This is a genomic window from Xanthomonas sp. LF07-6, from assembly GCF_034105445.1.
GTDB lineage: Bacteria > Pseudomonadota > Gammaproteobacteria > Xanthomonadales > Xanthomonadaceae > Xanthomonas_A > Xanthomonas_A sontii.
In genome coordinates this window covers 109,910-122,717 of the sequence record NZ_JAXGGI010000001.1, presented here as the reverse complement: position 1 = coordinate 122,717, position 12,808 = coordinate 109,910, and the positions used below count along the sequence as shown (strand labels likewise).

Sequence of the window (12,808 nt, the reverse complement as noted above, 5' to 3'; positions counted from 1 at the left end):
TGCAACTCGCGCCAAGGGCATCCGCGGCGCAGCGCCGGACTTCGGCAGGATGCCGCGCATTCCCGATCGCATGCCTACTTCGGTTGTTGCCCAAACGTACCGCTGTTGCCGCGAACCGACGCTCACACGCGGCGGCCAGGGTCACCTCGCGACCACAGGCTGCCGCTTAGGCTCGGGTTTCCCACGTTGCCTGTGCCGCCGCATGTCCGCTGCCCGACACTGTCTCCATGCTGCAATCGACGCCTGCCGCCGCGGCACGCCCGCGGTCCTGGCCGTGGCGATGGCCCGCGAAGGCTCCACCTACGCGCATGCCGGGGCGATGGCCTTGTTCGGCCCCGATGGTACGCAGCAGGGTTGGCTCAGCGGCGGTTGCCTGGAGCCGGAGATCGCGCGCTGCGCCGCGGAGGCCGCCGTCGCCGGCATGCCGGTGTGGATGGAGATCGATACGCGCGAGGACGAAGACCTGCTGTCGGGTTCGTCCGCCGGTTGCCGGGGCCGCCTGCACTTGGCCTTGCTGCCGCTGCTCGCCTTGCCGGGCTTCGACGGGCTGGCCCAGGCCTGGCTGCAGGGGCGCGGTGGATTGACCCTGGCGCTGGAGGCCGACGGTCGCATCGCCGCCAGCGTGGCCGAGCAGGCGTTGCGGTGGTGCCTGCCTTGGCACACGCTGTCTGCGGCGCCGCCGCGCGTCGGCGAAGTGCAGGTGCCGCCGCCGCCGAGGGTCAGCGTCTTCGGTGCCGGCCCGGAAACCACCGTGTTGCTGCCGCTGCTGCGTCAATTGGGTTGGATGACGACCCTGGTCGAGCAGCGGCCGCGCTGGTCTGCGTTGGCGGCGCTGGCCGACCGCGCCCTGGCATGCACGCCGACCCGCGCCCTGGCCGACTGTGACGGCAGCGATGCGGCACTGGTGATGCACCACAATTTCGAACTGGATCGTGAAGCGCTGGACGCGTTGGCCAGTAGCGCGATCCCGTTCCTCGGCCTGCTGGGACCGGTGCGGCGGCGCGAGGACCTGTTCCGTTTGCTGAGCCCGACACAACGCGCGCAGTTGTCGCCGCGCCTGCATTCGCCGATCGGGCTGCGCCTGGGAGGCAATGGCGCAGAAGCGATCGCGCTGAGCATCGCCGCGCAGTTGCAGGCCAGCCGGGCGAAGCCGCCGCGGCTGAGTGCGGTCGCGCAGGCGAGCGACAGGCCGCGGCGATCGCACCGCGATGCGCTGACGGCAGCGCCGCGATTGCTGGCCGAGGGTGCCAGGTGATGGCGCAGGCGCACGCGGCGCTGATCCTGGCCGCGGGTGGCAGCCGCCGCCTCGGCCGTCCCAAGCAGACGCTGACCAGCGACGGCGAGCCGCTGCTGCGCAAGGTCGTGCGCCTGGCGCTGTCCACGGCGCCGGCGCGCTGCGTGGTGGTGCTGGGTGCGCAGGCCGAGGCGCTGCACCCGCTGCTGGAGGGATTGCCGGTGGGATGCGTGCGCAATCCGGACTGGTCCACCGGCATGGGCGGCAGCCTGGACTGCCTGCGTGCGGCGGTAGGCGACGATGCCGCGATCACCCATAGCCTGGTGCTCGGTTGCGACCAGCCGGCGTTGGCAGCGGCGCATCTGCAGGATCTGCTGGCGGCGGCCGCACGGGCGGCGTCCGGTTGCGCGGTGAGTGCCTACGCCGGCGTGCGTGGCATGCCCGCGGTGGTGGCGCAGCAGCGCTGGCGCGGGCTGCCATTGGGCGGCGACCAGGGCTTGCGCACGCTGTTCGCGACGCTGGCACCGGATAGCCTCGGTTGCATCGTCGCGCCGGCATTGGCGCTGGACCTGGACACGCCGGAGGATGTACAGGCGGCAGTGGCGAAAGGGTGGCTGGATCCATAGCGGTCGCCGCAGGGCGCGACGTAGCGATGGTTCCTGCAGGACTTGCTGCGGGATGCGATAGATGCAGCGAAGGCTTCCGTCAGACAACGGGCGACGTTGGATGGCGTCCTACTTTGCTCTTTGCAACGGAATGCCACCTCTGATTACTACGGAAGCGGTGTCGCAGGAGCGGCTTCAGCCGCGACAGGCGCCATGGGTAACGTCTGTCGCGGCTGAAGCCGCTCCCACGAGGGATAGGGCGAACGGCGCAGCACGCGGCGCTCGTGCTCAGCCGATCAACTTGTCCGGGGTGATCGGCAGGTCGCGGATGCGCTTGCCGGTGGCGTGGAACACGGCGTTGGCGATGGCTGCGGGAATGCCGACCATGCCCAGTTCGCCCATGCCCTTGACCCCGAGCGGGTTGACGATGGTGTCGTCCTCTTCGACGAACATGGTCTGGATCTCGTGCACGTCGGCGTTGACCGGCACGTGATAGTCGGCCAGCGAGGCGTTGAGCATGCGCCCGTAGCGATGGTCGATCTCGGTGCCTTCGCTGAGCGCCATGCCGATGCCCATCACCACGCCGCCGATTTCCTGGCTGTGCGAGGTCAGCGGATTCATGATCTTGCCGCAGGCGGTGGCTTCGATGACCCGCGTCACCTGCACCATGCCGGTGTCCGGATCGACCTTGACCTCGATGAACTGCGCGCCGTGTGCGGCGGTGGCGTACTGCTTGCGCTCGGCCGAGGGCTTGGATTCGTGCACCACCTCCAGTTCCTGCAGGCCGTGCTGGCGCATCAGCTTGGCGACCTCCAGGCCGGCCTCGGGCTTGCCGGTCGGACGCAGCTGGCCATCGACCAGTTCCACCGCATCCATATCCAGCCCGCTGAATGCGGCCTGCCCATCCTGCCTGGCCAGTTCCAGCAGCTTGCCGCGGATCTCGCGCGCCGCGCCGTGGATTGCGCTGCCGACGCTGGCGGTGGTCCACGAGCCGCCCTGCGCCGGCGCCTTCGGCAGGCGCGTGTCGCCCAGTTCGAACTGCACGCGCTTGGCGTCGATGCCCAGATACTCGGCGGCGATCAGGGTCATCACCGTGTAGGTGCCGGGGCCGATGTCGGAGGTGGCACTGCCGACCCGGGCGCTGCCGTCGGCCTTCAGCACCACCCGAGCCAGCGCCGGCATCTGCATCGACGCCCAGGTGCCGGTGGCCATGCCCCAGCCGACCAGCAGGCGGCCGTCGCGCATGGAGCGCGGCTCGGGCGTGCGCTTGCTCCAGCCGAAGGTCTCGGCGGCGAGCGCGTAGCATTCGCGAAGCGCCTTGCTCGAGAACGGCTTGCCGCTCTCCGGATCGGTCTCGGCGTAGTTGGCCAGGCGCAGTTGCAGCGGGTCCATCTTCAGCGCGTAGGCCAGTTCGTCCATCGCGCACTCGATGCCGAACATCTGGCTGATGGTGCCGGGCGCGCGCATCGCCTGCGGCGTCGGCAGATCGGTCTCCACCACCTCGAAGCGGTCCTCCACGTTGGGACAGGCGTACAGCGAGCGCGCGTTGCGGAAGATGGCCTCGTTGAACGCCTCGATGCGCGAGGTGTTGAGTACGTGCCGGTAGCGGATCGCCTGCAGCGTGCCCGCGGCGTCGGCGCCCAGGCCCAGTTCCACGCGGTAATACGGGCGGTAGCCATGGCCGCTGAACATCTGCCGCCGGGTGTAGACGATCTTCACCGGCAGGCCGACCGCCTTGGAGACCGCGCCGAGCAGGAAGGTGTAGTAGTTGGGCCGCAGGCAGGAGCCGAACGCGCCGCCGACGAACAGCGAGACTACGTTGACCTTGTCCACCGGAATGCCGAAGTAGCCGGCCAGCTGCTCGCGGTCCTGGTAGACGTTCTGGCTCTTGTTGACCACGGTCAGGGTGTCGCCGATCCAGTAGCCGATGCCGCCGTGCGGCTCCATCGGGTTGTGGTGCTCGACCGGCATCGTGTACGCGGCCTCCAGCTTCACCGGCGCGGCGGCGAACGCGGCCGCCGGGTTGCCGCGCGGCTTGGGCGAGTCTTCCGGGGTCGGATCGTGCGCCTGGTCGAGCAGCGCGTCGAAATCGGTGTGCGCGGCTTCGGTGGCGTACTCCACCTGGATCAGCCGCGACGCATGCCGCGCCTGCTCGAAGGTGGCGGCCACCACCACGGCGATCGGCTGCGCATTGAAATGGATGCGGTCGTCGACCAGGGCACGGAACGACAGATCCTCGCCTTTCTTCTTGACCGCGTCGGAGACCGGCTTGATCGCATTGAGATGGGTCAGCACCTTGATCACGCCCGGCGCGGCTTCGGCGGCGCGGGTGTCGATGCGCACGATGCGGCCCTTGGCGATGGTGCTGGTGAGGATGTAGCCGTGGACCAGATGCGGGATCTGGAACTCCGCCGCATAGCGCGCCTTGCCGGTGACCTTGGCGTAGCCGTCGACGCGGCGCATTTCCTTGCCGATGTAGTTCATTGCCGGTTCTCCGGTTGGCCGCTCACGCGGCGTCGCTGCCGCTGGCGCGGTGCAGGGCGCGGATCATCGCGTGCGTGCCCATCGGGATCTTGTAGGCGTTGTGCGCCAGCGGCCGTGCCGCGGCCATCTCGGCCTGCGCGGCGGCGGCGAAGGCGGCCTCGCCGACATGCTGCCCGACCAGCGCACGTTCGGCGGCGCGTGCGCGCCAGGGTTTGTGCGCCACCCCTCCCATGGCGATGCGCGCGTCGCGGATGCGCCCGTCCGGTTCCAGTGTCAGCGCCGCGGCCACCGAGATCAGTGCGAATGCGTAGCTGGCCCGGTCGCGTACCTTCAGATAGTGGCTGTGCGCGGCGAAGCTCTGCGCCGGCAGGATGATGGACTCGATCAGTTCGCCATGCGCGAGCTGGTTGTCGACATCGGCGCGCGCCTCGGGCAGCAGGTGGAATTCGGGGAACGGGATCTCGCGCTGGGTGCCGGCCGGCGTACGCACCTGCACCGTCGCGTCCAGCGCGGCCAGCGCCACGCACATGTCCGACGGATGCACCGCCACGCAATGCGCGCTGTGGCCGAAGATCGCGTGGGTGCGGTTGAGCCCCTCGCGCGCGCCGCAACCGCTGCCGGGTTCGCGCTTGTTGCAGGGTAGGGCGGTGTCGTAGAAGTAGCCGCAGCGCGTGCGCTGCAGCAGGTTGCCGCCGTTGCTGGCCATGTTGCGCAGTTGCATCGTGGCCCCGGCCAGGATCGCCTGGCTCAGCAACGGATAGCGTTGACGCACCAGCGGATGGTTGGCGGTCTGCGTGTTGTTGGCGAGCGCGCCCAGGCGCAGGCCGCCGTCGGCGGTTTCGGCGATCTCGGCCAGGCCCTTGAGCCGGGTCAGGTCGACGATCTCGTCGGCACCGGTCACCCCTTCCTTCATCAGGTCGAGCAGGTTGGTGCCGCCGCCGAGGAAGCGCGCGTTCGGGTTGGCGGCGACACGGCGCACCGCGTCCTCCGGCGAGGTCGCGCGCTGGTACTTAAACGGCGTCATCGGCCACCTCCTTCGCCATCTTCAGGGCGGTCAGTTCGGACTGGTCGACATAGCGCCAGGTCAGCGGCCGCGGCGCGCCGCCGCTGTGCACGTCCTGGATGGCGGCGACGATCTTCGGGTAGGCGCCGCAGCGGCAGATGTTGCCGCTCATCCGCTCGCGCACCTCGGCGTCGCTGAGTTCGGTGACCGGCAGGCTGACGTCGGCGCTGACGTGGCTGGCATCGCCGCGCCTGATCTCGTTCAACAGCGCCACCGCCGAGCAGATCTGCCCAGGCGTGCAGTAGCCGCACTGGAACCCATCGTGCTGCACGAACGCGTCCTGCATCGGGTGCAGTCGCTCGCCGTCGGCCAGACCCTCGATGGTGGTGATCTGCGTGTCTTCTGCCTGTGCGGCCAAGGTCAGGCAGGAGAGGCGGCGCTCGCCGTCGACGATCACCGTGCAGGCACCGCACTGGCCGTGGTCGCAGCCCTTCTTGGTGCCGGTCATTGCCAGATGTTCGCGCAGCGCGTCCAGCAGCGTGGTCCGTGGATCCAGCTGCAGGGCGTGGCGCTGACCGTTGACCTCCAGGACCACGGGCAAGGCGTTCTGCGGCGGCGCGGCCTTGGCGACGGGGGCGGCGAACGCGGCCTCGCTGAAGAGGATCTGTCCGCCCGCGCTGCTGAGGCCGGCGGCCGAGAGCAGGGCGAGGAATTCGCGGCGCGAGAGGCCGTTGATGCCGAGCCGGCGCGCGAGCGCGGCTTCGTCCTCGCTCAGCGGGGTGTTGCGCGCGCTGTCGGCGGCGCCGGACGCGTCATCGGTACGGTGGGGCTCATGCTGCATCGGTCTCTCCTGCCTGGGGGACCGCCACCGCGCGCGCCGTGGCGCAGCAGGGAGCGAGTCGACCTGGGTAGCGGCGCTGCCATCGCGACGCCGACGTGCGGGCACGCATCGGCACCCGAGCGCGAGCATCGCGGCGGGACCGCGAAGGGACTGCGAAGAGAACGCGAAGGGAGGGTGTCGAGGCAGTGATACGGACGGGTGGCCGTACTGGATCGGGATGCGCGTGCATGCGCTCCTGCAGATGCCATCGCCGCCACGACAGGCGCGCGATTGCGCCTGTCATGGTCGGCGCCACGCGACGCCGGTGCAGCGATGGCGTCGCGTGCGTCTGCGATGCGGCAGGCGCTACCAGCGATACGCCACCGATGCCTGATACTGGCGGCCGGCGATCGGGCGGCCCATGAACACGCCGCCGGTGGCCGCGCCGGGCACGCGGACATTGCCTTCGGTCAGGCCCAGCGTGTCGGTCACGTTGCTGCCGCTGACGGTGAACTCCCAGTGCTCGCCGCTGTGCAGGCTGGCACCGACGTCGAGCATGTCGTAGGACGGCAGGCGCTGGCTGTTGGCCAGGTCGGCGTAGCGTTCGCCGATGTAGGAATAGGTGGCGAACACGCGCAGGTCGCCGAACGGCAGCATCCAGTAGTAGCTCGGCGTCAGCCGGAACTGGCGCTTGGGCTGGCGCATGACCTGGTTGCCGGTGTATTCGCGGTAATTGCGGTACTTCGCGTCCAGCCACACCCCCGTCCCGGCCAGTTCGAAGCCGCCGAACGGGCGGATCGCGCCTTCCACCTCCAGGCCGTAGGCACGCGAATCGCCGACCGTGGTGAAGTTGCTGCCGTTGGCCAGGAAGGCCTGGAACGGCGAATTCCTGAAGGTGTTGTAGAACGCGGTGAGGTACAGATCGTAGTTGGCCGCGCCGGACTTCAATCCCAGTTCGTATTGCCGGATGTCCTGCACCTTGGTCTGGCCGTCGCGCAGATTGTCGAAGCCGGGAAACTTGACCCCGGAATTGACCCGCGCGAACACGCTGTTGTGCGCGTCGAGCTTGACGTTCAGGCCGGCGGTCCACGACAGCGCATTGTCGTCCTGGTCGATGCGTCGCGCGCTCGGCAGCGAGATCGAAGTGGCATTGTCGTAGAGCGTGGCCGGATTGCCGTCCAGGTCCACGGTGGCGGTGTCGTGCACGGTGCCGGCGACGTGCTGGCGTTCGTAGCGCACGCCCAGGTCCAGGCGCAGGCGCTCGTCCAGTTCCCATTCGTCGGCGACGAACACCGCGGCGTTCTCGCCCTCGTAATGCGCGCGCAGCGCCAGGAAGGCGGTGCTGGTGAAGCCGTCGCGCGTCGGCTGGCGGCCGTCGTCCAGGGTCACGTCGATGCGCCGCGCATGGTTCTGCGCGGTCAGCAGCATGGTATTGCCGAGGTACCAGGTGTCGTTGGAGGTGTACCTGGCGTAATAGCTGCCCACGGTCAGCGTATTGCCGGCGAACAGCGCGCGGCTCAGGCGCAGGTCGTTGGTGAAGGAGTTCAGGCGCTTGTCCACCGACCACCAGCCGGCTTCCAGCACTTGTTGGTCCGGATCGACCGCGCCGCCGCCGTTGGTATAGCGCGCGCTGCCGGTGCTGCCGTAGCCGGCGATGAAGTCGCCCAGTCGCTGCGGCGCGTTGCCGGTGAACAGCGCATAGGTCGGTGCGGTGCCGCCCATGACGTTGAAACGGTCGGCGACGGTCCAGTCGCCCACCTCCCAGTTCAGTTCGCCGCCGAACACGTCGATGTTGACGCCGCGGCCGTCGCCGAGGTCGCGCCGGATGGTCTGGCCGTTGGGGCCGACCGGCAGGGTGACGTTGCGGAAGTCGTCGCTCAGCAGCGTGCCGCGCTGAGCATTGAGGCCGGGGAAGCTGGACAGGTCGTTGCCGTTGTTGCGCGACAGCAACGGGATCGCGGTGTAGAAGGCGTTGTTGTCGTCGGTATGGCGCGCATAGAACGACAGTTCGCCGCTGTCCCAGCGCTTGCTCAGGGTCGCGCTGAACTGGCCGCCCTTGTCGGCGGGGAACTGCGGGTCGCGCACGCCGTCGGTCTCGCGGAAGAAGCCGCCGACGCTGTAGTACCAGCCGTTGCCCATCGGCCCGCTGTCGAACAGATCGATGCGGCGCAGTGCATCGCTGCCGCCGGTGAGGCGTACGCTGCCTTCCGGCTCGTCCTGGCCTTTCTTCTGGATGAAGTTGACGGTGATGCCGGCCTGGCCGTTGGAGAAGATCGGGCTGGAACCGCCGCGCAGCACCTCCATGCGTTCGATGGTGTCGTCGGTGCGGAACAGCGTGGAGTTTTCCAGGAACGACAGGGTCGGCGGCGGGAACAGCGGCGCGCCATCGAGCTGGAAAGTGACGAACGGCGCATCGCCTTCGGAGGGCATGCCGCGCACGAAGATGTTGGCGCCGGTGCCGCCGCCGCTGGGTTCGGCCCACACGCCCGGCACGATCTTCAGCAGGTCGGCGCTGCTCTGCGGCACCGCCTGCTGGATCTGTTCGGGTGTGGCGGTGGTGATCGAGAAGCTGGCGTCGCGCTTGCGCAGGCCGCTGAAGCGCGCAGTGCCGCTGACGACCACGGTATCCAGGGTGGTGGCGTCGGGTTGCGTTGCCGGCGCGGTGGGTGCGTCGGCGGTCTGCGCCAACGCGGGGGGCGCGAGCAGGACGGCGGCGATGGACAGGGGCAGCAGATGGCGAAGCGGCGCAAGATGCATGAAGAATCTCTCCTTTCTTCATTCGGAACGATCGGCCGGGATGCGGCACGCGCGTGCAGCGCGCGGCCGCGTCGCATCGGCCGGTACGGCGCGAAGCAGGGGGCGACGCGCGGCGCCCTTTGTAACGCCGTCGGGCGAGCGGAGCGTTGTGCAGCGCGGTACCGGCCGCGTTTGCGTGACAGGTTGCCCAGGCAGGTCGACATCGCACCGCAACCTACGGCGTGCGCTGCGCAGGGCGGCGTCGCTTCGGTTGGTCATGCGTGTGGTCATGCGTGGGGTCGCAGGAAAGGCGCAGCCGTGCCAGAAACGATCGCGGAACGCCGATCGCGGTCGATTTCCAGAAGGGCACAACGCGCCGCTCCTGCGCAGCGTGCATCCGGGGCGATGGCCGTCGCCATCGTCGCCACGCGCCGCTTGCTATCGTGACGCGCTGCGCGTCCAGGAGTGTCCTGCAATGAAGAACTGGCTGTTCCTGCTGGTGGCCATCCTCGCCGAGGTGGTCGCGACCTCGGCGCTGAAGGCCAGCGAGGGCTTCACCCGGCTGTGGCCGACGCTGCTGTCGCTGTGCGGCTATGGCATCGCCTTCTACCTGCTGTCGCTGACCCTGCGCAGCGTGCCGGTGGGCGTGCCCTATGCGCTCTGGTCGGGCATCGGCATCGTGTTGATCTCGCTGCTGGCGTGGTGGCGGTTCGGCCAGGCGCTGGACCCGCCGGCGATCGTCGGCATGGCGCTGATCGTCGCCGGCGTGGTGGTGATCAACGTGTTCTCGCGCAGCGCGCCGCATTAGCGAAAAAAAAGAGGCCGCCCGAAGGCGGCCTCGTCACGCTGCAGCGAAGCTGCCCGATCAGAAGAACAGGCGCACGCCGAACGAGGCGCTGCGGCCGGGCAGCATGACGTCGTCCTTGAGGAACGAGGTATGCACGCGCGCATCCTGGTTGGTCAGGTTGTTGCCGTCCAGGAACACTTCCCAGGCGGTGCTGCCGGCATCGACGTGATAGGCCAGATGCGCATCGACCAGGGTATAGCCGGCGGTGGGCGTCTCGTTGACCGCCACCTTGTCCTGCTTCTGGTAGCGGGTGGCGCCCAGCGCGGCGCGCCAGTTGCTCGCGTCCCAGCGCAGCTGCGCGCCGTAGCGCGCCGGCGCGATGCGCGGCAGGTTGCCGCCGTCCTTCAGGCGTGCGCGCACGGTGTCGCCGAACACCCGCAGGTCCCAGGCGCCGCTGTCGTTGTCGGCCAGGTGGAAGGTGGCCTCGCCCTCGAAACCATGGAACACCGCATCGGCCTGGGTCCACTGGCGGATCGGCAGGAAATCGTTGTCCTCCTCGTGGAACCACTGGCCGCCGGTGTCGACGATGTAGATGAAGTCGTCGTAGCGGTTGTAGTAGCCGGCCACCTTGGCGTCGACCCAGTCGTTCTTGAAGATCAGGCCCAGTTCGGCCTGGTTGGCCTTCTCGGTCTTCAGGTCGGGGTTGCCGATCTCGTAGGCGAGGGTGGCGATGTGCGGTCCGTTGGCGAACAGTTCTTCTTCGGCCGGGGCGCGCTCGGCGTGGTCGAGGTTGGCGGTCAGACGCCACTGCTCGTTGAAGCGGAAGCCGCCGCTCAGCGACAGGCTCTTCGGAGTGAAATCGCGGTCCACGCCGGTGTCGGTCTCGTACTTGGTCCTGTCCACGCGCGCGCCGACCTCGGCCTGCACGCGGTCCCAGCTGTTGCGCGCCAGCGCGAACACGCCGACGGCGCGGGTGTCGGTCTTCGGCACGAAGGCTTCTTCGCCGGTGGCCTGGAAGGTCGAGTCGCTGCCTTGCACGCCGACCGCGGTCTGCCAGCCGCCGCCCAGGCCGAAGGAGGCCTCCACGCGGCCTTCGTTGGCGCGCTTGTCGAACTTGGTGCCCACTTCCGCGCCTTCGAATTCTGTGTGGGTGTAGGCGGTGTGGCCGAAGCTGTAGCGCAGTGCGCTGCCGTCGCCCCACGGGTCGTTCAGCGCACCCTTGAGCTCGAAACGGTCCTGGTGCAGCTGCAGCGACACGCCACGCTCGCCGGCGGCCGGATCGCCGGGCTCGCCGGGGTTGCCGTAGTTGTCGCGGAAGCGCGAGATCGACACGCCGACGAAGCCCCAGTCGCCGGCCAGCGAACTGCCGATCGAGCCGACCTTGGACTTGACGAACGAGTTGAGCTGCGGGCCCTGCGGCGTGTCGTAGTCCTTCAGGTTGCGGTACACGCCGTCGGCATGGATCGACAGGCCGCTGCCGTTGCCGGCATCGACGCGGAACATGTCGGTGTTGCCGCTCTTGTCGCCGCCTTCCCAGCGCGCTTCGGCACGACCGTGCACGCCGTCGACCGGAGTCTCGGCGATGCGCCCGTCGACCACGTTGACCACGCCGCCGATCGCGCCGGAGCCGTACAGCAGGGTGGACGGGCCCTTCAGCACTTCGATCTGGTCGGCCAGGAACGGCTCAACGGCAGGCGAATGATCCTGGCTGACCGTGGACACGTCCTGCGAGGACAGGCCGTCGTTGAGCACCGCCACGCGCGGGCCGTCGAGGCCGCGGATGATCGGCCGGCCCACGCCGGGGCCGAAGTTGGAGCTCTGCACGCCCGGCAGGCTGGCCACGGTCTCGCCGATGCTGGCGCCGCGGTTCTCGTCCAGGCGCTCGCCGGCCAGCACGTCCACCGGCTGGCTCAACGCACCGGCGGCATCGCGCAGCGGGCTGGCGGTGACCACCACCTGGTCCATGTCCTTCACGTGCCGGTCCTGCCTGTGGCCTGCGCCGTGGCGGCTGTCGCTGGCCGGCGGCGTGGCGTCGGTCGCGGTCGTCGTGGTGGTCGGGTCGGCGGCCAGGGCAAGCGACGGGCTCAGCAGGCCAAGCAGGGCCAGGGACAGGGCAGAACGGCGGAACTGGACGGCACGGGGAGAGGGCATGGGCATTCCACTAGGAGGGACAGTCGGGGGCGACGTGCGCGCTGCCGGCACCGCACAGCGGCGGTGGACGGTCGGGGAAGGGGCGCGGGACGCGCTGGTCGCCGGCGGCCGAATGTTATATTATTCCGTAACACTTTCAACCCGTGCCGACCGTCATGTCCTCATCGTTCGATCTGCGTGCCGCGCTCGACCGCCTCGGCGCCACCGGTTCGCTGCTGTGCGCGGTGCATTGCGCGGTGTTGCCGCTGGCGCTGGCGGTGCTGCCGTCGCTGGGTCTGGCGATGTGGCTGGGCGAGGGCGTGGAGCGCACCCTGGTCCTGTTCGTGACCTGCCTGGGCCTGTTCAGTCTGGTGCTCGGGTATCGCCGGCACCGCGTGTGGCAGGCGCTGGGATTGCTCATCCTCGGCCTGCTGGCCCTATGGGCCGGGCTGCTGGTGCCGGCGCTGCATCATGCGGTGGCGCCGCACGCGGCGATCATGACCTTCGGCGGCACCCTGGTCGGCCTGGCGCACCTGCTCAACCTGCGCTTGAACCACGGCCACGTGCACGACGCAAGCTGCGCCCATTGAGCGCACGTGGTAGGCTTGCCGCCCTTGCGCGAGGGCGCTGACCGCGTTGGCCTCGCCAAACCCCGTGCATCTCGCGGGGGTTTTCGCAAACACATTCAGGAGTCGATGAGCATGGGTAAGGGTGACCGCAAGACCGCCAAGGGCAAGCGCTACAACGCCAGCTACGGCAATTCGCGCTCGCACAGCGTGAGCAAGGTGGCCGTGGGCGCTGCATCGCCGGCCGCGAAGAAGTCGGTGGTCAAGGCGCCGGCGGTGAAGAAGGCCGTGGCCAAGAAGACGGTCGCCAAGGCCGGCTGAGCCAGCCACTGGTTGCGACGAAGAACGCGGCGCTTGCGCCGCGTTTTTTTATGTCTGTCTGTTTTTACCTTGGCCGTCGCTGCCAGGCGGCAGGCGGCGGTCTTGCGTCGGAAGCGGGCAGC

Annotated in this window: 10 protein-coding genes; 5 read left to right on the top strand and 5 right to left on the bottom strand. The window is 69.1% G+C overall.

Annotation, left to right across the window (positions count from 1 at the left end; all coding sequences use genetic code 11):
• The first annotated feature begins 49 nt into the window (after nt 1-49).
• Both SLW56_RS00505 and SLW56_RS00500 read left to right on the top strand, forming a co-directional pair.
• Nucleotides 50-1,255, top strand: coding sequence for an XdhC family protein (locus SLW56_RS00505; RefSeq protein ID WP_320694195.1), 1,206 nt, complete (start codon nt 50-52; stop codon nt 1,253-1,255).
• Complete coding sequence (locus SLW56_RS00500) at nt 1,255-1,860, top strand: nucleotidyltransferase family protein (protein ID WP_320694194.1); 606 nt, start codon at nt 1,255-1,257, stop codon at nt 1,858-1,860. The genes SLW56_RS00505 and SLW56_RS00500 overlap by 1 nt, the downstream gene beginning before the upstream one ends.
• Nucleotides 1,861-2,127: 267 nt before the next feature.
• On the opposite strand, the gene SLW56_RS00495 is transcribed toward SLW56_RS00500, so the two are convergent.
• From SLW56_RS00495 to SLW56_RS00480, 4 genes are all read right to left on the bottom strand, one after another.
• Nucleotides 2,128-4,323: a xanthine dehydrogenase family protein molybdopterin-binding subunit gene (locus tag SLW56_RS00495; RefSeq protein WP_295845960.1), complete on the bottom strand. Its 2,196-nt coding sequence runs from the start codon at nt 4,321-4,323 to the stop codon at nt 2,128-2,130.
• A gap of 22 nt (nt 4,324-4,345) precedes the next feature.
• Nucleotides 4,346-5,347: a xanthine dehydrogenase family protein subunit M gene (locus tag SLW56_RS00490; RefSeq protein WP_295845961.1), complete on the bottom strand. Its 1,002-nt coding sequence runs from the start codon at nt 5,345-5,347 to the stop codon at nt 4,346-4,348.
• A complete protein-coding gene (locus SLW56_RS00485; RefSeq protein WP_295845962.1) occupies nt 5,334-6,167 on the bottom strand; it encodes a 2Fe-2S iron-sulfur cluster-binding protein in 834 nt (277 codons plus the stop codon). The genes SLW56_RS00490 and SLW56_RS00485 overlap by 14 nt, the downstream gene beginning before the upstream one ends.
• 345 nt (nt 6,168-6,512) lie before the next feature.
• Nucleotides 6,513-8,903: a TonB-dependent receptor gene (locus SLW56_RS00480; protein WP_320694193.1), complete on the bottom strand. Its 2,391-nt coding sequence runs from the start codon at nt 8,901-8,903 to the stop codon at nt 6,513-6,515.
• Between the two features lie 454 nt (nt 8,904-9,357).
• Between SLW56_RS00480 and SLW56_RS00475 the strand changes: the two genes are divergently transcribed.
• Entirely contained in the window at nt 9,358-9,690 is a 333-nt protein-coding gene (locus SLW56_RS00475) for an SMR family transporter (RefSeq protein ID WP_320694192.1), read from the top strand.
• 57 nt (nt 9,691-9,747) lie between these two features.
• On the opposite strand, the gene SLW56_RS00470 is transcribed toward SLW56_RS00475, so the two are convergent.
• Entirely contained in the window at nt 9,748-11,820 is a 2,073-nt protein-coding gene (locus SLW56_RS00470; protein ID WP_320694191.1) for a TonB-dependent receptor, read from the bottom strand.
• A 155-nt stretch (nt 11,821-11,975) separates the two neighbouring features.
• Here SLW56_RS00470 and SLW56_RS00465 point away from each other — a divergent pair, with 155 nt between their 5' ends.
• Nucleotides 11,976-12,389 (top strand): MerC domain-containing protein, encoded by a 414-nt coding sequence (locus SLW56_RS00465; protein WP_017907253.1) that lies wholly within the window; start codon nt 11,976-11,978, stop codon nt 12,387-12,389.
• Between the two features lie 111 nt (nt 12,390-12,500).
• Nucleotides 12,501-12,686: a 30S ribosomal protein THX gene (locus tag SLW56_RS00460; protein WP_017911843.1), complete on the top strand. Its 186-nt coding sequence runs from the start codon at nt 12,501-12,503 to the stop codon at nt 12,684-12,686.
• Nucleotides 12,687-12,808: the final 122 nt, after the last annotated feature.

Bases quoted from the DNA above. Each gene is read 5' to 3' on its own strand.
- SLW56_RS00495 (WP_295845960.1), bottom strand. From the start codon at position 4,323: ATGAACTACATCGGCAAGGAAATGCGCCGCGTCGACGGCTACGCCAAG.
- SLW56_RS00480 (WP_320694193.1), bottom strand. From the start codon at position 8,903: ATGCATCTTGCGCCGCTTCGCCATCTGCTGCCCCTGTCCATCGCCGCC.
- SLW56_RS00475 (WP_320694192.1), top strand. From the start codon at position 9,358: ATGAAGAACTGGCTGTTCCTGCTGGTGGCCATCCTCGCCGAGGTGGTC.
- SLW56_RS00490 (WP_295845961.1), bottom strand. From the start codon at position 5,347: ATGACGCCGTTTAAGTACCAGCGCGCGACCTCGCCGGAGGACGCGGTG.
- SLW56_RS00505 (WP_320694195.1), top strand. From the start codon at position 50: ATGCCGCGCATTCCCGATCGCATGCCTACTTCGGTTGTTGCCCAAACG.
- SLW56_RS00500 (WP_320694194.1), top strand. From the start codon at position 1,255: ATGGCGCAGGCGCACGCGGCGCTGATCCTGGCCGCGGGTGGCAGCCGC.
- SLW56_RS00470 (WP_320694191.1), bottom strand. From the start codon at position 11,820: ATGCCCTCTCCCCGTGCCGTCCAGTTCCGCCGTTCTGCCCTGTCCCTG.
- SLW56_RS00485 (WP_295845962.1), bottom strand. From the start codon at position 6,167: ATGCAGCATGAGCCCCACCGTACCGATGACGCGTCCGGCGCCGCCGAC.
- SLW56_RS00465 (WP_017907253.1), top strand. From the start codon at position 11,976: ATGTCCTCATCGTTCGATCTGCGTGCCGCGCTCGACCGCCTCGGCGCC.
- SLW56_RS00460 (WP_017911843.1), top strand. From the start codon at position 12,501: ATGGGTAAGGGTGACCGCAAGACCGCCAAGGGCAAGCGCTACAACGCC.